The organism is Mammaliicoccus sp. I-M35 (assembly GCF_022386455.1).
GTDB classification, from domain to species: Bacteria; Bacillota; Bacilli; order Staphylococcales; family Staphylococcaceae; genus Mammaliicoccus; species Mammaliicoccus sciuri_A.
Genome location: NZ_JAJNIL010000004.1, coordinates 197,333 through 217,750, shown reverse-complemented (window position 1 = coordinate 217,750; position 20,418 = coordinate 197,333). Strand labels below are relative to the sequence as shown.

Here is a 20,418-nt window from a genome sequence, read left to right as displayed (position 1 = left end):
ATGCCAGCTATGATGATGTAGCTGGTGTTTTTATAAATTTAATTGAAAGCATTTAAACAATCGTCATACTAAGGAGGACATGTTATGGATCTAGAGGAATATGCATGGAATGAGCATGAAAGAGAGCTTAAGAAAGCGCATAAAGTTGAAATACCTTCTAAATATAAAGTGAAAATTCAAGATGATATTGAAAAACGAATAACTTTGGAGATATTATTAGAAGAACTGACACAGAAAGAACTTGTCGAGTGGGCGATTACAAATGCGAAGAGATTTATTGATGATATAGATATAGGCAATGACGAAGAAAAATATACAATTATTTCAGAAACTGAACACAAATTAAAACTTAGAAAAGAAGGGCAAATTAGTGCTTATGAACTCAGACAAGCTGGATTTTTAGCGAATCAATTATCACAAAGATCACTAACAGAACAAAGTAAATTTGCAGCACGTGTATACGCACAAGCAATCGCAACAGGACATATGAGAGGACATGCAATTGTATCATCAGATTATGCTGTTAAAGTGATGAATGTAATATCTAACAATGATTTAAAGTTAGTGACTGAAGAAAGAAATAAACAAATCCATATAGCAAAAGATATCATGGCAAGATGAGTATTGTTTGATTTGAGGATTTAGTAAAGCCAAGAGATCGCCCAAGTCATGGCTTAAGTCCTGAATAAAGCCAAGAGATCGTCGAAGTCGTGGCTTAAGTGATGAGTAAAGCCAAGAGATCGTCAAAGTCATGGCTTAAGTGATGAGTAAAGCCAAGAGATCGCAAAAGTTGTGGCTTAAGTGATGAGTAAAGCCAAGAGATCGTCGAAGTCATGGCTTAAGTGATGAATAAAGCCAAGAGATTGCGAAAGTCATGGCTTAAGTGATGAATAAAGCCAAGAGATCGTCCAAGTCATGGCTTAAGACCTAAGTAAAGCCAAGAGATCGCAAAAGTCATGGCTTAAGACCTAAGTAAAGCCAAGAGACAACGAATCGTCATATCAAGATAGATAACAAAAAGGACTAGAAAATTTTCTAGTCCATTTTGTGTTATTAATATATCATTTTCTACTCTTAATTAATAAATACATAAAGAATGGTGAACCGATGAGTGCGGTAAAGATTCCTGCTGGGATTTCTTTTGGTAAGAAGAGTGTTCTACCGATTAAATCACTTAATAATAGTATGATGGCGCCGATTATAGCACTATAAAATATTCGGTTTCTAAATTGATGTGCACCGAGTTTAAGTGCGATGTGTGGTGCGATTAATCCAACAAATTGTATGCCACCTACATAACTCATGGATATTCCAATTAAGATACTCATTGATATTAATGCAATGACAGATATGTGTTGATAAGGATTACCTAAAGCTAGTGATAAATTTCTACCTAAGTAATGAATATCAAATGATCGTGCATAATATGTCAGAACAAACATAACGATAAGCAAGATGCTTCCTACAATCATGACTTGTTGATATTCTGCTTGATGAACAGATCCTGTAATCCAAATTTGAGCTTGAGCACTTCGTTTACTTGAAGTTAATATTAGGAACATCACAATTGCTTGGCAAAGTATATTAAAGCTTATACCAATGAGTATGAGACGATCTCGTTTGTAACTTTTTCGCATTGCTAAATAATATAATAATGCCGTAATAATAATCGCGCCAAGCATTGAAAAGATTGGCTGATAGGCAATTGGTAATAATAAAGCTTCGGTACTTGTTGTTAAAACAATAAGAAATACTAATGAACCAACATTAGCACCTTGTGATATACCAATCACATCAGGAGAAGCTAATGGATTCTTCGTAATAAATTGTAAGACACAACCTGCAATGCCAAGTGCTGCACCCGTTACAATTGCTAATAAGACTCTCGGCAGTCTTAAAGTATTAATGACTAAGTTTGTATAAGGATCACCAAGTTTAAATAAGCCACTTAGTACATTTTGAGGTGCGATAAAGCTGTCACCTAACATGAGTGTGAGTAAAGTCGTTAACATGAGCATGATAATAAGTATGATAAATTTCTTCATTCTGTTAACTCCTTACGATTAAGAATTAAATAAATGAATATTGGTGCACCAATAAGAGCTGTTGTAATACCGACTGGCAATTCTCTCGGCATTAATAAATATCTGCTTAAAATGTCGCTTAATAATAGAAGACAACCACCTAGAACACCTGATAAAGGTATGACGATAAAATGATTATGAGATTTACATAACAATTTCGCAACATGAGGTGTAATCAGTCCTATAAAGGCGATGGGACCAGCTAATGCCACGGCAGATCCACTTAATAGAACAACAGCAATCATCGTGAATACTTTAATGGATAATATTTTAGCTCCAAGTCCTTTTAATGCGTCATCACTTAGCATATAAAGATTAAGCGGCTTGGCCATGTAAATAGATATGATTAAACCAACGATAATAAATGGCCATATGTACATTAAAATATTAATATGTTTATTCGCTACCGAACCATTTAACCAATATATTAATTCTTCTATAGCTGATTCGTTATAGATCAGTAGACCTTGAGTGATAGCCATACAAAAAGCACTAATACTTGCTCCAAATAAAGTTAATTCCATCGCATTAAATGGCTTAAATGGTAATGTTGTGGCTAATATAATTAAAGTTGCAATGATGATGGTACCGATAAAAGCCATAATGGTTTGTTGAAATGCACCGTTCATCCCAAACGCAACAGTCGTAATTACAACCATTAAACTAGCACCACTATTAACTCCCATAATGCCAGGACTTGCGAAAGGGTTTCGTGTAATGGTTTGGATCATTACACCACTAATACCCATTAAAACACCGACAACCCCGCCCAATATTGCGCGAGGTAGTCTTAGTTGTGTCAGTACACGTTGCTCTTTAATTGTTTCTCCATGGATATAATGTTGCCATATATCTGAAAAGGTAAAATGTTTATAGCCAAGCATCATACTTAATATGAATAGTACGATAAACATACCTGAAAATAGGAGAAATAACCAAAGATATTTATTTTTCATTTAATTTTTCCTTTAAATCATCAATCATCATATTGGCAGATAATACACCACCTGAAGTGTTCCAAACAGCATCATCTACTTTATAAACATGACCTTTTTTAGAAGCATTTAATTCTTTAAAGGCAGGATCATTTACCCATTCTTTTTCTAATGCTGAAACTTTCTTATCATCTTCTTGGAAAGTAAAGTAGAAGATGTAATCTCCGTCCATTGCTTCAATACGTTCTTTTGTAAGACCTCTTTCCGCAAAGTCGTTCTTATCTTGACCTTTAGGACGTTTAATACCAAGTTCGTCTAAGATAACACCTGAGAATGTATCTTTATGATAAATTCTTACATCACCTGGCATAAAGCGAACCATTGATACTTCTGAGTTTGCTTTATCTCCAATTTCTTCTTTTGCTTTTTTAACATGATTATCGTAATTCTTTAAGACTTCATTTCCTTTATCTTCTTTATTTACAGCTTTCGCGTATAATTTAAAGTTGTTTTTCCAGTCACCACGTAGTTCTTTAGAGAATACAGTAGGTGCGATTTCAGAAAGTTTCTTGTATTGTGCTTCTTGTCTGAATTTATTACCGATAATTAAATCTGGTTTAAGTTTCGCAATTTTTTCTAAGTTGATTTCACTTTCTCCACCAACAGGTTCAATGTCTTTATATTTCTTCTCTAAATGCTTATACCACGGATCACCAGCATATGAATTAGCAGCACCAACAGGTTTAACGCCCATTGAAACGAGTGCTTCTGTACCTTCATTAGTTAATACAACAACGCGTTTAGGATTGTTAGGTACTTTAGTCGTTCCCATCGCATGTTTCACTTCATGCGTATCTTTGTCTGAAGATGCCTCTTGTTTATTACCACAAGCTGCGAGCATTACAACAAGTACTACTATAACTGATAAAAGCTTTCTCATTTCTTTAACCTCTTTCTCAAGTTGAATTATGATAATGATTTTCATTTTCAATTATAAAATATTACCTTTTTTTGTCAATATATTTTTGGAATATACTTTCAGTTTAAATAAAATATATTTAAATATACTCAATAACTGGCAGTTCATGAGATAAAAATTGTAAATGGCTAATGTCATATCCGTAACTTCCAGCATATTTAAAGACGACCCAGTCACCCGTTTGTATGCTTTCAATATCATAGGGGAGACCAAATACATCATTAGGTGTACATAGTTTTCCGGCTAATACGACCGTATCATTATTAATGGACTTTATTCTGTTAGATGTTGAATGCGAATGAATGACTTCAAAAGGTTGATGATGTTGCCACGCTTTTGGAAATCTAAAATGATTTGTGCCACCGTTTAATAAGACGAATGTTTGATCATGCATAGATTTAATATCGTAAACATGAGCGGCATAATAACCTATTGGACCTGTAATAAAACGACCAAGTTCAAAAGTTAAGCGTGGTAGGTGATGGATACGTGTTGCAAAATAATCAAAATCAAAACATGTTTGATCATCGTAGTCGATCCCTATACCGCCACCAACATTAATCGCATAGTCTTCCGGTAAATGTGATTGATATTGTTGCGTAAATTTAAGGGCACTTTCTATGAATGTGACATGCGCATCCTCATCTAAATTATTGCTCATAGCATGAAAGTGGAAACCTGTTAAAGTAATTTCTTCTGTGTCGTGACAGATTTGAATGGCTTCATCTAGATCGTTGTAGGGCATACCAAATTGTGTCGCGACACCAGCCATTTTTAATTTAGCTGTTGATTGAATGTTACTTAAATTAATGCGAATCATCACTTCGATTGTTTGTTGTTTGTCTTGAAGCAATGCTTGCAATGCATCTAACTCAAAGAGGCTCTCTACTTGAATAGATTTCACTTGTTCATCTAAAGCATATTCTAAATGTTGTTTCGTCTTTACAGGTCCGCCGTAAATGATTGGAATTTCTTTTGAAATAGATCGAACCTTTTCAATTTCTCCAGTAGAAGCAACTTCAAATCCAGAAACAAAAGGTGCGAGTGTTTCTAAAATTTTTATATTAGAGTTGGCTTTCACTGCATAGAAAATATCGTGTTTCGTGACAGATCTAATCCAATTGATGCGCTGTTTTAGTTCGGTTAAATCATATATATAATAATCGTGATTACTGTCTGTTAACACTTCTTTAATTCTTTCCATATTGATTCTCCTTATTTATCATAAACATGACACAGATGACCATGATGAGCAGTCCAACAACCATTGTTATATATACAATTTGTAAATTGAACTGTTCAAAGATAAAGCTTAGTAATATACCACCAAGTGGAATGAAACCTTTGTCCATCATTGAAATGGATAATACAGACCCTCTATATTTAGCTTCAACAAGCTGTTGAACAAGTATTCGATTGGTCGTTCTAAACGCTTGTGATGCCAATCCCATTATTAATAAGATAGCTGCATATAAATATGTATCATGAATAAACATTAATAATATGATGGTTAACGTAAATATCATTGCCCATCGTTTCAAACTTTTCATCGTGTTCATATTTTTAGTGCGCATAAACATGACTAAAATCATAATAGAACCAGCTGCAATCATGGCAGTAAAGAGTGAATAAATCATCGTACGGCTGCCAAATTGTTCATCTACAATGCTTGGCAAAATAATCGTATACGAAAATCCAAAAAGCATCGATAAGACACTAGACAACATGAGCATGACAATAACAGGTTGTTGTCTTAAGTAAGACCATATTTTATGACGTGTCTTCTTCTCATGATGGACCTCTGGCAAAGTTTGATTGAATAACATAACCATCAAACTCCCTATAATAGGTAGGGATAATACGATATTAGAATTCAGTTGAGCTAATAATATCCCACCTATAAATGGTCCAGTTAATCTAGCTATATTTAAAATTAAAGCATTTAAACTGATTGCTTTATGTAGCTTGTCTGGTGTTACAAAACTTTGTATAAGTGCATTTCTTTGAATTGTATCGATTGCTTGGAAAAATGAACGCACCATAATAATTGAAAGGATGAGGTAGATATTCCATTTTTGCCAAAAAGCATAGACGACACATACTGTGCATAACATATTTGCACAATGGATGATGTACATGAGTTTGGTAGAGCTGACTGTATCGATGATTTTACCGATTACAAAAGCAAAAGCTAACTGCGGCATTAACCGTGCAAAATTAATATATGCAATATAAACAGCACTGCCGGTCATTTGTAACGTTATCCAATTTAATGCGATAATATCTACCCAATCGATTGTTCGAGCTATAAACTGAGAACTGACAAAACGATGATAAGGATTAAACTTTAACTTCATCATTAATGAGAAGTGGGTTGGCTTTTTGGATATAAATATCTTGATCTTTATTAGATACGCGCATCGTTAATAACGCTTTCTCGTTTATAGTCTCTTTGTAAAAGGCTTTAATATCTGCCTCTGTATGTTCTATGTCTTGTGATAATAAATCTTCAAATACGGCTTTAAATGTACGGTTAATACGTAGCCATAACATGTTTGGATCATATGTATAATCTTCACTGAAATGATGCACAAGTGTGTTGAGGTGATTACTCATTAATGTGTTTTGTACTTTTTCATACATACCTTCAGTCGTTGCATTTGTTAAAGCGTTGCTAAGTTCTAGCCATTCAGGAACGCGAGAAGCATCAATTCGTAATCCGCCAAAGTCACGTACGTGTAGTCGTGTAGGCATACCGTTCATAAATTCAAATGACATATTTTGTAGATGTGCTTCTAAGCCGACACCGTATTTCGTCATAAGTGTTAACACGGTTTCAACGAGTAATGAAACATATTGGTCAAACCAAGCAATTGGCGTTGCTGTTGCACGAGCTGTTTCAATCATATCGACGTAAATTTTTTGGTGATGTTCATTTAACTCAAACAAACATGTCGCTGTATAAAGTGATGCATGAGCAGGTATATATTGTGTATTATTTTCTCGCAATATGAATGACAGGTTACGCTGTTTATCTACTTCGTCATGAATGTAAGTCATTCCGCCATATTCTAAAACAGGTAAGCTGATTTCATTAAGACGGTCGTCAGTCTTATAAATATATTTGAAATATTCACCGATATTTTTAGAGTTAATAATACTGTTGTTACTAATAGAACGTATTGTTGACGTCATTTGTGAATTGACGGGCAATTTGATAATCGGTGTTATCGTATCTAAAGGACAAACGGTTCTAAATGATGATGTACTCTTTACGAGTCCACCAGTATGTTGAAGCGGTATAATGTTTTGAGATTGAATCTCTTCCGCATAAACTTGTGGTATGACATGTTCGAATTGAAACGGATGAACGGGTATCAAATCATAATCTTCAGGAATTTCTCCTAAATAACCACTAAAGTTAGCCAATGTTTTTATCTCAGAAGCTTCTAAATTGTTATATAGAAAGCCTTTTTTCACGAATAACCAGTTTAATTTAAATGCTTGATTATATTCAGGTGAATATTGCATCACTTCTTTGAAAGACAATCCTAACTTTGTCTTTGCGCATGGATGAATGTTATGTCCTGTAATCACATATTGCTCACTATGTAATAATGGGTGGTCACTTTTAGATGTATAAGAACAGTGAATAAAGCTAATGGCTTGGTTGATGAGATGATTTTCAATTTCAACACGCAATTTGTGGTAATCGTGATGTTCATCGCTAAAATGATTAAGCCAATCTATTAATTCAAGTGGATCTTGAACAAAGCGAGTTGTTGTATCATCTGTAATTTGTACGCGATGGTTCGCTTTATCATATGTGATAAATATAGAATCGGTAATATATAAAGTAGTGATTGTTTTAATAGATTCTACATGATGTATAGGAGGTGTTACTTCTTCATATAAGCATGTTAATAATTTCTTAAATGTTGTATGAATGCTGTCTTGAATACATTGCTCGATATAGTGATGTTCATATTTATCTGTATGTTGATATACCTCTTTAGTCCAACTCATTTTATTTGGCCTCCATATATAACGGGTTATTGATATTTGTATATTGGTAATCGTAACCTTCAGCGAAAATTCTCATTTTTAACAATGATTTAATGTTAAAGGTTGGTTGTTTTAAAATATTGATGTCAGGTGCACTATGAACGTGATGATCGGCTATCATATTTCGAATGATTTGATAACCTTTTGTGCTGTCATAGCCATAAGTAGCCAACACTTGTATAAGCTGGAACAGATGATTGTATAAGACTGCATGAGAGAATACAGATAACAAATCTTCAAATGAGTCAGTAATCAAACCTGTTGAAGCATCGATATCTATATTTCTTTCGTATAATCTCACGCCACCAAAGTCTCTTATATAAATAGAGATAGGCATGCCGTCTTTAATAATGACAGTGCTATTTTGCATATGTGCTTCTAAACTAATACCTTCTTCAAGCAATAATCTATAAGTAGCTTCTAATAAATTATGTGTATACTCTGTTAAGAATAATTGAGTTGCAGAATCAAATGACATGTCTTGTGTTTGCATAATTGTTTCAATACATTCAATGAGTATAGGTTTTTTCGTAACAAAGCTATCAGTAATCAGACTGCCACATACTAATTGGTGAGCACCTTTCTGTTCGGGTATACGACTTCTTAACATAAAGCTACATTTATTAGCGTGAGCCTGATTGATATTTAAATAACTGCCTGCTAAATCTTTTTGAATATAGCTATTATCATAACCATTTGAACGATAAATGCCTTCCACAACATCACTGAGAATAATACCGTTACGTATAGAAGCGGGTGACACATTTCTTACTGCACTTGTCGCTTGTGCATTGACAGCAGTCTTAACGATGCAATTTAATTCTTGTGCTTCTAAAGTTCTAAAAGATAATAATGGATTACTTTCAACTGCTAAATCGAATAACGGAATCATGAACTGTTGTTCGAAACATGTTTCAAACTGTGGTAACAGAAAATGTTTCAATTGCCATTCATGAATAAACAGTAATGCATAGTTTTCAAATTTAATGCCATGTTCTTTACAATATGTATTAATTTTCTTTTTAAAAGTCTCTAATGCAGGTGATTGATAGATATTGATTTCATCTATAAAATCTTTATTGCACAATAGAGGAATGACATTCACCGTTTGTCTAAATTCTGGTGAAAACTTAATAACATCATCAATAGAGAATCCTAGTTTTGTCTTAGTCATAGGGTGAAAAGGATGTCCTTCAGTAACACTTTGTTCGAAAAAGACATCTGATAAATTTTCTTGTTCAACAAACTCAAAAATATTTTGATAACGGTGACCATATTGTTGATGATCACGTTCGAATTGAATATAGCTCAAAGTGAGATTACGAATAGAGTCTTGAATTTCGTGTACTAAGCGTTCATCATCATAAATGACATCTTGATCAATATCTTCAAAATTTGATAATTGATCAATACGTCGTGTGATTTCACGGTATGCTTTCTCGTATAAAGTAGTTATTTCTTCTTCAGAAAAATCTTGAAAATATTGACGTATTTCTTGTATCTGTTCGTTATATACGATTTCCAAAAAGATCAACTTCCTTTTCAAATAATTTATATAGTGAGAATCATTCTCAATTATAGGAGGTTTGAACGGTTTGTCAATGATAGAACATAATAATAAAAAATCACGATAAATTATATAAAATTATTATTTTAATACTTTAGTTAGTCTAAAAAGATTAGAATATGATAAAGACAATTGAATGAACTATTGATTTTTTATCATTTCTGTTACTATGAAGAAAAGTATGTGTAAAGTGAATTATCATATATGAGATTGAATATAAGGGGATTTAGCGATGAATAAAGTAAAGTCTTTAATGCAAAAAATGGGTCATGTACAAAATAGAATTGTCTGGCTAAATAAACCTAAAATGGAAAAAGCTTTATCTGGATATACGTCCTCAGAAGTTCATTGTATAGAAGCTATCCATAATATAGAAAATCCAAATGTTAAAAAAATATCAGATGACTTATTTATGACACGAGGCGCAATAAGTAAATTAACGAAAAAACTCATTAAGAAAAATGCGATTACGGTATATCAAAAAGATGACAATAAAAAAGAAATATACTTTGAGTTAACAGCAGAAGGAAACCGAATATATAACAGTCATTTAGCATTGCATGATCAATTTTTAGAAAGAGACAAACCATTCTTTGATGATATAACAGAAGAAGAATTTGAAACATTGAATCGATTTTTTGATAAATATAGTGACTACTTAGATCAAGTCATTGAGAAAGAAAAAGCTTGAATAGAATGTAGATAAAAGCTGAGACATCCATGTCTCAGCTTTTTTGGATTTAAGGGATAGTGGCATTTCTAAGGAACATTATTCGGGATTCTGTCTCTAACGGGGATTCTAAGGGACACAATTCGTAATTCTGTCTCTAACGAGGGTTCTAACGGACACAATTCGGAATTCTGTCACTAACAAAATTTCTGCTTATATTATTTTTGTTGACTAGGAAACAAAAAGCTCTTATAATGTTTCTGTGGAAACAAAATATAAAGGAGTTAATTTATGTATTCTCAACAATTAGAACGCATTCCTAAAAGCATAATGATAGCGGCATGGGCCATTGCTTTAGGTGCTATTATGCCCATGCTCGATTCAACAATGATCAATATTGCGATTAATGATTTAACGAAATACTTTGATACATCCCTTAATTTTATTCAATGGGGTGTTACGGGATATATTCTTGCTATGGCAGTTGCTGTGCCGTTTTCTGGTTGGTTAATGGACCACTTTGATGGTAAACGTGTATATATAAGTGCTGTTGTTACATTTGGTATTGTTTCAGTATTAACAGGATTAAGTCCAAATATCTTTTGGTTTATTCTATTTAGACTCGTTCAAGGATTTAGTGCAGGAATCATTTCAACGCTTATGGCTACACTGCTTGTTAAGACAACAGGTCAAGATAAAATTGGTAGAGTTATGGCTATTGTAAGTATTCCTATGATACTTGGTCCTATATTAGGTCCAGTAGTTGGTGGGTTTATTATTCATTATGTCTCATGGCAATGGATATTTTATTTGAACATCATTGTCATGATCATTATCACACCAGTTATGATTAAACGATTACCGTCATATGAACCTTTTAATAAAGGTAAGAGACTAGATTGGTTTGGCATAATTAATTTATCTTTAATCAGTATTACGTTAATTTACGGCATTACACATGCTACTGAAACAGCTTCGTTTACAAATATTGAAACTGTGCTCGTGCTATCGGCGAGTATTATACTTATCATGATTTATTTGATATACAATCGAGTTCAGGATTATCAAACCGTATTACCAACTAATTTATTTAAAAATCGTAACTATGCAGCTTCAAGTAGCGGCTTATTTCTAGCCAATTTAGCGATTATGGGACCGATGATTATTTTCCCGCTGTTCTTTCAGAATTTTAAAGGATTTAATACGATTGAAGCGGCTATTGCATTAATGCCTCAAGGAATTGGTATGTTATTAGCGAGACCTTTGATTGGTAAATTAACAGATCATTATGGTGCTAAAAAAGTGATATTGGTAAGTTTAATATTAACGATTGTTGCTTCAATACCATTTGTATTTGTAGACGGCAACACATCAATCATCATATTAAGTATGCTGCTTTTATTACGAGGAATAAGTGTTGGTGGGATACTTCTACCATTTACAACAAATACTTATGCAGATTTAAAAGACGAACAATTACCACAAGCAGGTATTACGATTAATATTGTAGAAAATATTGGATCTAGCTTCGGTTCCGCATTGATCGCTACAGTCGTCGCAACAATATCTATACACAATCATATAATGGCATTTCACATTGGGTTTCTAGTCCCAGCAATTGTATTTATATTATTGCTTATATGTTGGGCGATGATTCCTTCTAAAAGTGTGAAAGCATAAAAAGAGATGTTTCATATGAAACATCTCTTAGGGGATACCTTATTATTTATCAGTTTTACGTTTTCTGAAGAATAATAAACTACCTAATACTGCGAATAATGTACCGAATAATGTTGTAGTTATCGCTTCTTTTTCACCTGTATTTGGTAATTGTTTCTTATCATGCTTAGCATTTGATTGAGTTTTGTTCTGAGCATGAGATGTAGATACTTGAGTAGCAGTTACTTTCTTTTCAGTATTATTTATTTGAGTAGCTTTTACTGCTTGTTTAGTGTCATCTACTTTAGGTTGCTCAGCCGGTTTAGTAGGTTCATCTACTTTAGGTTGAACAGCTGGCTTAGCTGTGTCATCCGCATTAGATTGATCAGCCGATTTAGTAGGCTCGTCTACTTTAGGTTGTTCCGCCGGTTTAGTAGTGTCGTCTACTTTAGGTTGCTCAGCCGGTTTAGTAGTGTCGTCTACTTTAGGTTGTTCCGCCGGTTTAGTAGGCTCGTCCACTTTAGGTTGCTCAGCTGGCTTAGTAGGTTCATCCGCTTTAGGTTGTTCCGCCGGTTTAGTAGGCTCGTCTACTTTAGGTTGTTCCGCCGGTTTAGTAGGCTCGTCTACTTTAGGTTGTTCAGCTGGCTTAGTAGGTTCATCCGCTTTAGGTTGTTCTGCCGGTTTAGTAGGCTCGTCTACTTTAGGTTGCTCAGCAGGTTGAGTTGGATCTTCTACTTTACCGTCTTTATTAATAATAGACTGTATCCAGTTATAAATTTCATGTGTTATAGGAGTCATTAAAGTTCCATATTCATTGCCTGTTGTATCATAACTAAATACACCAATAACATCGTCAGTACCTTCAAGAATAATAGGACTTCCAGATTGTCCAGAATATCCGTACATCGATAATTCAACTGTTCCTTTAGGTTGTTTTTGAATGATAGTACCATCAACCCAATATTGGTCTATTGATTCTTCATTTAAATCAACTGGATAACCTTGTGATTCTATCTTTTTACCAAGCATTTCTTTATTAAATGGTTTAATGTTATAAGGGTTTATTTCACTTATAGATTCTGGCATATCATTATGTGGTTCTACTTCAATAATTCCGATATCATAACGTTGCAATGGAGATTCAATGTATTGTGGCATAACATGCATTGCTTTAATTTTGTAGCGACCAAACTTTTCAAATTCACCATGTCTACCTGGTGAAACATACCCACCAGTTAAATATCCTCTTGGGTAATTATTACTATAAATAACATGACCTGCTGTTAGGATATAATTTTCTCCAATAACTAATCCAGTACCATTAGCATGTTTTAAGTTTTCGATTTGACCTTTATAATTACCATTTTCCACATAAATATAAGCAGTTCTGTTACGGACCTCATAGTTTTCTAATTTTCTACGAGTATCAATTAAAGCACCATCCTCATCAAAGTGAGGGTCTTTTGAAGTATCATATCGGAAATTAGGATCTGTGAAATATGCATCTTCTTTTTCTTCTTCGGCAGTAAGTGCTGTCGGAGTAGGTTGTGCTGTTGCATTATTTTCTGTTGAAGTAGGTGCAGGTTGAGTTGTACCTTCTTTAGTACTTGATGTTGTATTACTTGTAGTATTTTCAGTTACATTATGCTCAGAAGGTGATGCTGTTGGCTCACTATTAGCTTCGTTAGCAGCATTACTATCTGTTTCTTTGTTTGCTTCAACTGAATTTGTCGCTTCATTTGTATTTGTTGAATTGTCTTTATTCTCTATATTATTTGATTCATTTGAAGTATGTGTTTCTTCATGAGCTACAGCTGCGTTTGACTCAGTTGATGCATTGTTCTCGCTGGCATGAGTGACAGTTGGATGAGATAAGAAAAACACACCTGCTATAATAACAGGTAATTTTACTAATCCCGTTCTAAAGTTGATAAAGTTTTTATTCATGTAAAACTTCCTTTCTTGGATGATACCCATAATATACAAAAATTTCCATGCTAACGCAATACGAAATGATTATTATTCTCAATTATTTTAGAAAAATTTTACAAATTTGTGAATGAAGGTAGGAGAGGTGTGAAAGAAAGGTATGACTAGCAACATAGAACCCACGAATATTGCAAGACGAGGATGACTAGCAACATAGAAGGCCCGAATATTGCAAGACGCGTATGACTAGCAACATAGGAGCTGCGAATATTGCAAGACCCGACTGACTAGCAACATAGAAGCGGGGAATATTGCAAGACGGACATGACTAGCAACATAGAAGCCGTGAATATTGCAAGACGGACATAACTAGCAACATAGAAGCCGCGAATATTGCAAGACGGACATGACTAGCAACATAGGAGCCGTGAATATTGCAAGACGCGTATGACTAGCAACATAGGAGGCCCGAATATTGCAAGACACGACTGACTAGCAACATAGAAGCCGTGAATATTGCAAGACGAGGATATCTAGCAACATTCGGGGGCATTTTTACACTCTAATTCAATATCCTATTCCAACGCGTGATTGGATATATTCGTCAGACGATATTTGATTGTAAACGAAGTCTGCTGTGTCTGGGACAGATATTTTTACAGCGTTCTCTGGTAAGTAGTTTCGTTCGACTCTGTATTGTCCGATTCTTTCGCCATCTGGTAAATAGGTTGGGCATACGATTGTCCAATCTAACTCTGAATCTTTAAGCAGTGTATAAACTTTATGATGTTCTTCTGCTGCACGTGTTGTTCGTCTTTTAGATTCATTAGATTGATAGCGCAGTAAATTCTCATCAGTTCGACTTTGTAATATACCAGCAGTACCTATTGTGATGATACGCTTTATGCCTTGTTGTGACATTGTATCGATAATGAATGGCATAGCTTCTGATAATGTAGTGGAGCCATCTGTACTTAATGCACTTACAATAATGTCATTACCTTCAGCTGCTTTTTGAATATCATTTGGATTTAATACATTTCCTTCGATTAGTCTCACAGATTGATGATCGACGCTTAATTTATTTTTATCACGAACGAGTACGGTTACGTCATGACCGTCCGATAGCGCATGTGTTAATACTTCTTGTCCAACTCTGCCTGTAGCACCTAAAATTAATATTTTCATTTGTATTGCTCCTTTTAAAAAAGTTCTTATTTTAATGATAGACAATTTCGGGTATATATACTAGACATCAAACTTTTGAAAAGGTGGTTCTGTATGAAATTAAGTAAAATAGTGAAATACGCTGGTATCATTTCAGCACCGTTAGTTGGTGGTAGACTAATCGGTAAATATGCTGTTCAAAATGCACGTAAAGATTACTCTAAAAATAAAAAACCACCATTTTCACCACCGGGTTATATATTCCCAATTGTATGGCCGATATTATATTTAAGCATGGGTATCGCACATTCGATTATAACGAAAGAACGCGCAGCTAAATCAACACAGACAGCTTATTATAGTCAATTAGGTTTAAATTACTTATGGTCAATACTGTATTTCAAATATAAATTAAGAGGCACAGCGCTGATTGAAAGTTATGTATTATTGAGCGCAGTCATATTAACAACTGTTCAATTTTATAAAGTGAATAAGACAGCAGGATTATTATTAATTCCATATGTTTGTTGGTCTGCTTATGCCTCATATTTAACAACAGGTAATTGGGCACTTAATAAAGATAACCCGAGATATACGGAGAAATAGGGAATACACCTAGTAGGAAAAATACAATTAAGCATATATTTTAAGCGGGATTACTCAATAGAGTACCCGCTTAAAATATGTCTGTATAAAAAATAAAATCATAACGATTGCCTTGATTGTCTGAGCAGTCGTTATGACGGTATATAGCGAATTATTCTGAAGATTGAGCTTCCAACTTTTCTAGGATGCCTTTAATAATTTCTTTCTCATCTGATAAATTAAACTCTTCAGATGAGATTTTTTGGCTAATAGACTGTGAAACATATAACAAATCATCACTAATATCTTCATAATAGCCTTTCCCGTTGTTGTTAACCATGGTTCTACCTCTTTCTCTAGTATAGCTATATATGTAATACCCAGAAAATATAAAATAATAACAAAAAAAGTAATTTAATTATTGGAAATACAAAATAATAATTAATTTGTTTACTTTCTGAAACAAATTATACACAAAAAGAATGGTTTTGAAAATCAATTAAAGTTAATGTGTTTTTTGATTTTGCGGAACTTTTTATAAATGATTAATCTATAAAAAAAACACACCATATCTTAATTGATATGGCGCGTTATTATAAGTTTTTATGAATTATCAGCATTGGACTGATTCATTAATATTTTAATATGTTGATCAAATTCTTTAATGATATTCTCAGGTGTAACGTTATTTTGTACAAATGATTTTCTATAAAGCCATCCGTATACAAACATATTAATAAATAGAATGAAATCTTCACGATTTATATTGAATTCACTATTTTTATGGATATCTACTAATTTACTGTTAAATACGACTGCAAGTTCTTTATTATGCTCTAAAATCATCTCTGTAAAGTTGGATGGTGCAAATGATAATTGAATGTAGAATTTCACTAAGTACTCTGAATCATATATATATTCTTGAAAAAACTTTATAAGTTCTTCATGAGCATTATGAGGTTGTGTATCAATACTTTTGATTAATTTCATACCTTTATTCATACATCTTTCAATACATTGTTCATACAATTCATCTTTACTTTTGAAATAGTTATATAAACTTGCTTTTTTAATACCTAATTCATTGGCAATATTATTTAGTGATGTTCCATAATAGCCCATTTCAGAAAAGGTTCTCATACTTATTTGAATGAGTTTCTCAGATGTATTATTCACTTCATTTGCCTCCTTTACTTCCTATGAATAACTATACAGGAAAATACACTAAAAATCACTCGTAAAAACGTTTACATTTCACACAATAAATTACGCATTGCCTTTTTCTCTGAAAATGATATACTATTTTTACAAACTACCGTTCGTTAGGGAGAGGGATTATGGAACTTTTATTGTTATTTTTTATCGTTTATCCAATTGCTATGTCGATTTTTTGGATAATCGGGACTTTGATTTACTATGTTTTTATTGAAAGAAAGTTGAAAGCTAAGCATATTAATTATCAACCACAAGAAGGGATTTCATTTATTATCGCTTGTTACAACGAAGCGAGTACCATTGCAGAAACGATTAAGAATTTAAATGACCTCTCATTTCCGATCAAAGAGATTATTGCTGTTAATGATGGGAGCTCGGATAATACAAAGGCAGAATTATTAAGACTTAAACAAGCGTACAAAATTAAGTTTATTAATTTAGAGGAAAATAGGGGTAAAGCAAATGCGTTAAATATTGCAGCTCAATATGCTCAATACCCATATTTGATGTGTGTGGATGCAGATACGATTATCGACGATGATGCACCGTATTATATGGTGGAAAGTTTGGTTGATGATCCAACAATCGGAGCAGTAACAGGGAACCCACGTATTAGAAATAAATCTACTTTACTAGGGAAAATTCAAACAATCGAATATGCAAGTATGATAGGCAGTATAAAGAGAGCACAAACGATTAACGGATTTGTTAATACGATATCTGGTGTGTTTACGTTATTTAATAAAAAAGCACTAGAGAAGAATCAATATTGGGATACGGACATGATTACTGAAGATATTGCAGTGTCATGGAAGTTTCATTTATCAGGATACAAAATAAAATATGAACCGAGAGCTTTATGTTGGATGCTTGTGCCTGAAACATTTAAGGGGTTATGGAAACAAAGGGTAAGATGGTCCCAAGGTGGACATGAAGTGATTTTAAGAGATTTTAAGAACATGTTTAAAGTAAGAAACGTTTCATTATGGTTGTTATTTATTGAACAAATTCTTTCTGTAATATGGGTCTATGGCATAGTTGTTATCTTATGTTACACACTACTTCGATTAAACTTCTTGGATTACTACTTCTATAATTATCAATTAAATATCTTCTTAATATCAGCATTCTTACTGACGTTTATTAACATTATTCAATTTACTATTTCTTTATTAATTGATAGTAGATATGAAAGAAAAAATAATTTATTTCTTATATTTTTAAGTTGGTATCCAACTTTTTATTGGTTAATCAATGCGATTGTCGTCGTAGTTGCATTTCCAAAAGCACTTAAAAGAAAAAAAGGAGCGTTTGCTACATGGACAAGTCCAGACAGAGGGAACATAAAAGAGTAGAATCAAATTTAAATATTTTTAGAGAGTCAATCGTATTTATAGCATCATCAATATTATGGCTATATTGCATAACAGTATTATTTGTAATGGTAGGTTCGTTATTACCGATAGACAATCATTTTATACAAATTGTAAGAGTAATATTGAATCTTGAGAAAGGTGACATTGTCTCGATTTTTAATTATTTTGTGATTGGGTCAATCATCATTGCAGTATATTTGATGATTACGTTTCTATTCAACGTTAGAAGAAAGAGAGCTGTACCACATGAGAATTATTAAGATGAGTCTTAAGTGGTCGATGATGATAGCTTTGATATTATTCATGTTCATTTCTAGTGATCAATCAGTACTTGCTAAGAAACAAAAAACACTTGGTGGCGAGAAAAATGGATGTCTCGCATTAAACTATCACCGCGTACGAGAAGACACATGGATAGATAAATTATTATCAGCATTCTCAAATAGTAAAGAATTGAAAATTTATAGTGTCACTGACACGCAATTCGAATCTCATATTAAATGGTTAAAAGAAAAGAATGCTCAATTTTTATCTTTAGATGAATTCATTCATTACAAAGAAAAAGGTAAGTTCCCTAAAAATTGCGTGTGGTTAAATTTTGATGATATGGATCAAAGTATTTATGAAAATGCCTTTCCAATTATGAAAAAATACGATGTCCAAGGAACTGGGTTTGTAATAACAGATCATGTAGGTGACCCTGATTTTCATAATATTCGTATGTCTCCTAAAAAAGAATTACTCGAAATGAAGAATAGTGGTCTATGGGATTTTGCTTCGCATACACATGATATGCATACTATGAAAAAAGAAAAATCAAAATTTGTAGCATATGCTGAAAAGGGGAACATTAAACAGGATATCGATAATAGTACGAACTATATTAAAGATGAACTAGATGGAAATGAACAAGCGATCGCATATCCGTACGGTCAAGCAAACGATAAATTAATTAAACAACTTGATCACGATACATCAATCAAGTATGGATTTACATTGGAAGAAAAAGCAGTTGTTCCAGATAGTGATAATTTTTACATTCCAAGAGTTATGGTAAGTGATGACGCTTTTAACAAGCTTGTTAAGAAATGGGAAGGATTTAATCATGAGTAAAGGAAGATATATTGAATTTATATATTTAAGAACATTTTTATGTTTATTAATTGTACTAACACATGTTTTTACCGAGTTTACAAATACAAATGAACCTGATAATTTACAGTTACAAGTCTTATATTGGATCAGAATGATCTTAATTATCGGGACACCTTCATTTATTATATTGTCTCAACTATTAACGACGCTAAATTATAATGAAAAATTAAAAACAGGCTATTTAAGAACAAGATTAAAATATATATTATTACCTTACTTAATTATGGGTGCTTTCTATAGTTATTCTGAATCACTTAAATTAAATGATTCATTCTTAACGCAATACACAGAAAATGTTATTCAAGGTAATTGGTATGGATACTTTATTGTAATCATTATTCAGTTCTTCTTGTTAAATTGGTTTATCTATCGAATAAACGCAAAAATACTTTTTTCAAAATGGAGCCTTATCATTTCGTTTATGATCAATACAGTCTATTTATATAGCTATCAAAATGTTGAACCTGTCAGAGAATTTATAAGTCACTATTATCCATTTAGTCCTGAAACATTTATAATTGGTTGGTTATTTTATTACTTTTTAGGTTCTTACGTAGGTCATAATTATCAAGCTATTAAAGCTTTCGTATCGAAATACATCGCTTTAATTGTATTTTTAGCTATCGCTGCATACATAGCTTTTGTATTTGTAGGAGAACATGATTATTGGATGGTTAGTAGTATGGACTATCGTATTTTATTATATATTACTTTTGCATTTTTAATTTTAATTAACTTTAGCACACAGTTTGATGAATTTATGTTTAGTTCTGTTGAATTGATTAGTAGATATTCATTTTTTGTTTATTTACTACATCCTATTATATTGGAATATATGTTCCAATATACAAGTATATTTGAAGAACAAACATTCATCTTTATTCCAATATCTTTACTGTTTATTGTGGGATGTTGCCTCGGGATTGGAATTTTATTAAGAGAATTTCAAATTTTTAAATTTGTAATGGGCAGACAACCTTATAATAAATAAATATTTAAATAAAAAAGCAAGTTATCTCATAAACGAGGTAA

19 protein-coding genes are annotated in these 20,418 nt (G+C 32.8%); 8 read left to right on the top strand and 11 right to left on the bottom strand.

The genetic code is table 11. The features are described from left to right. The first annotated feature begins 84 nt into the window (after nucleotides 1-84). The gene (locus tag LQ679_RS06675; RefSeq protein WP_239762301.1) at nucleotides 85-621 is read left to right on the top strand and encodes a putative immunity protein; all 537 of its coding nucleotides are present in this window, start codon (nucleotides 85-87) and stop codon (nucleotides 619-621) included. A gap of 440 nt (nucleotides 622-1,061) precedes the next feature. Here the strand turns inward: LQ679_RS06675 and LQ679_RS06670 are convergent, their stop codons facing one another. The 7 genes from LQ679_RS06670 to LQ679_RS06640 all read right to left on the bottom strand — a co-directional run bounded on the left by LQ679_RS06670 (nucleotide 1,062) and on the right by LQ679_RS06640 (nucleotide 9,588). Beyond that, nucleotides 1,062-2,045, bottom strand: a complete 984-nt coding sequence (locus tag LQ679_RS06670) for a FecCD family ABC transporter permease (protein WP_037589144.1) — start codon at nucleotides 2,043-2,045, stop codon at nucleotides 1,062-1,064. Then, nucleotides 2,042-3,040 carry a FecCD family ABC transporter permease gene (locus tag LQ679_RS06665; RefSeq protein ID WP_204188257.1) on the bottom strand — a complete coding sequence of 333 codons (999 nt, stop codon included), beginning with the start codon at nucleotides 3,038-3,040 and terminating at the stop codon, nucleotides 2,042-2,044. Before LQ679_RS06665 ends, LQ679_RS06670 begins: the two co-directional genes overlap by 4 nt. Next, nucleotides 3,030-3,959, bottom strand: a complete 930-nt coding sequence (locus tag LQ679_RS06660; RefSeq protein WP_239762300.1) for an ABC transporter substrate-binding protein — start codon at nucleotides 3,957-3,959, stop codon at nucleotides 3,030-3,032. The genes LQ679_RS06665 and LQ679_RS06660 overlap by 11 nt, the downstream gene beginning before the upstream one ends. A gap of 118 nt (nucleotides 3,960-4,077) precedes the next feature. Continuing rightward, nucleotides 4,078-5,202: an alanine racemase gene (locus tag LQ679_RS06655; protein WP_239705585.1), complete on the bottom strand. Its 1,125-nt coding sequence runs from the start codon at nucleotides 5,200-5,202 to the stop codon at nucleotides 4,078-4,080. Continuing rightward, nucleotides 5,189-6,358 (bottom strand): MFS transporter, encoded by a 1,170-nt coding sequence (locus LQ679_RS06650; RefSeq protein ID WP_239762299.1) that lies wholly within the window; start codon nucleotides 6,356-6,358, stop codon nucleotides 5,189-5,191. Before LQ679_RS06650 ends, LQ679_RS06655 begins: the two co-directional genes overlap by 14 nt. Then, nucleotides 6,339-8,024: an IucA/IucC family protein gene (locus LQ679_RS06645; protein ID WP_204188256.1), complete on the bottom strand. Its 1,686-nt coding sequence runs from the start codon at nucleotides 8,022-8,024 to the stop codon at nucleotides 6,339-6,341. Before LQ679_RS06645 ends, LQ679_RS06650 begins: the two co-directional genes overlap by 20 nt. Nucleotide 8,025: 1 nt before the next feature. Further along, on the bottom strand, nucleotides 8,026-9,588 hold the full coding sequence (locus LQ679_RS06640) for an IucA/IucC family protein (RefSeq protein ID WP_239762298.1): 1,563 nt from the start codon (nucleotides 9,586-9,588) through the stop codon (nucleotides 8,026-8,028). A gap of 274 nt (nucleotides 9,589-9,862) precedes the next feature. Between LQ679_RS06640 and LQ679_RS06635 the strand changes: the two genes are divergently transcribed. Both LQ679_RS06635 and LQ679_RS06630 read left to right on the top strand, forming a co-directional pair. Continuing rightward, nucleotides 9,863-10,321 (top strand): MarR family transcriptional regulator, encoded by a 459-nt coding sequence (locus LQ679_RS06635; protein WP_206166597.1) that lies wholly within the window; start codon nucleotides 9,863-9,865, stop codon nucleotides 10,319-10,321. Between the two features lie 270 nt (nucleotides 10,322-10,591). After that, entirely contained in the window at nucleotides 10,592-11,980 is a 1,389-nt protein-coding gene (locus tag LQ679_RS06630) for a DHA2 family efflux MFS transporter permease subunit (protein ID WP_239762297.1), read from the top strand. A gap of 42 nt (nucleotides 11,981-12,022) precedes the next feature. Here the strand turns inward: LQ679_RS06630 and LQ679_RS06625 are convergent, their stop codons facing one another. Together LQ679_RS06625 and LQ679_RS06620 are read right to left on the bottom strand one after the other, a co-directional pair. Further along, nucleotides 12,023-13,906 (bottom strand): trypsin-like serine protease, encoded by a 1,884-nt coding sequence (locus LQ679_RS06625; protein WP_239762296.1) that lies wholly within the window; start codon nucleotides 13,904-13,906, stop codon nucleotides 12,023-12,025. 549 nt (nucleotides 13,907-14,455) lie between these two features. Then, nucleotides 14,456-15,076: an NAD(P)-dependent oxidoreductase gene (locus LQ679_RS06620; RefSeq protein WP_239762295.1), complete on the bottom strand. Its 621-nt coding sequence runs from the start codon at nucleotides 15,074-15,076 to the stop codon at nucleotides 14,456-14,458. 93 nt (nucleotides 15,077-15,169) lie between these two features. Here LQ679_RS06620 and LQ679_RS06615 point away from each other — a divergent pair, with 93 nt between their 5' ends. Next, nucleotides 15,170-15,661 (top strand): TspO/MBR family protein, encoded by a 492-nt coding sequence (locus LQ679_RS06615; RefSeq protein WP_204255480.1) that lies wholly within the window; start codon nucleotides 15,170-15,172, stop codon nucleotides 15,659-15,661. Nucleotides 15,662-15,812: 151 nt separating this feature from the next. On the opposite strand, the gene LQ679_RS06610 is transcribed toward LQ679_RS06615, so the two are convergent. Beyond that, a complete protein-coding gene (locus tag LQ679_RS06610; RefSeq protein ID WP_185805772.1) occupies nucleotides 15,813-15,980 on the bottom strand; it encodes a hypothetical protein in 168 nt (55 codons plus the stop codon). Nucleotides 15,981-16,243: 263 nt separating this feature from the next. Then, entirely contained in the window at nucleotides 16,244-16,816 is a 573-nt protein-coding gene (locus tag LQ679_RS06605) for a TetR/AcrR family transcriptional regulator (RefSeq protein WP_037589157.1), read from the bottom strand. A gap of 161 nt (nucleotides 16,817-16,977) precedes the next feature. Between LQ679_RS06605 and pgaC the strand changes: the two genes are divergently transcribed. The 4 genes from pgaC to LQ679_RS06585 are packed head-to-tail and all read left to right on the top strand — an operon-like array spanning nucleotide 16,978 to nucleotide 20,377. Continuing rightward, complete coding sequence (pgaC, locus tag LQ679_RS06600) at nucleotides 16,978-18,210, top strand: poly-beta-1,6-N-acetyl-D-glucosamine synthase (protein WP_239762294.1); 1,233 nt, start codon at nucleotides 16,978-16,980, stop codon at nucleotides 18,208-18,210. Then, complete coding sequence (gene icaD, locus LQ679_RS06595) at nucleotides 18,174-18,491, top strand: intracellular adhesion protein IcaD (RefSeq protein ID WP_078099638.1); 318 nt, start codon at nucleotides 18,174-18,176, stop codon at nucleotides 18,489-18,491. Before pgaC ends, icaD begins: the two co-directional genes overlap by 37 nt. Continuing rightward, on the top strand, nucleotides 18,478-19,344 hold the full coding sequence (gene icaB, locus LQ679_RS06590) for an intercellular adhesin biosynthesis polysaccharide N-deacetylase (protein ID WP_239762293.1): 867 nt from the start codon (nucleotides 18,478-18,480) through the stop codon (nucleotides 19,342-19,344). The genes icaD and icaB overlap by 14 nt, the downstream gene beginning before the upstream one ends. Beyond that, on the top strand, nucleotides 19,337-20,377 hold the full coding sequence (locus tag LQ679_RS06585; protein WP_239762292.1) for an acyltransferase family protein: 1,041 nt from the start codon (nucleotides 19,337-19,339) through the stop codon (nucleotides 20,375-20,377). The genes icaB and LQ679_RS06585 overlap by 8 nt, the downstream gene beginning before the upstream one ends. Nucleotides 20,378-20,418: the final 41 nt, after the last annotated feature.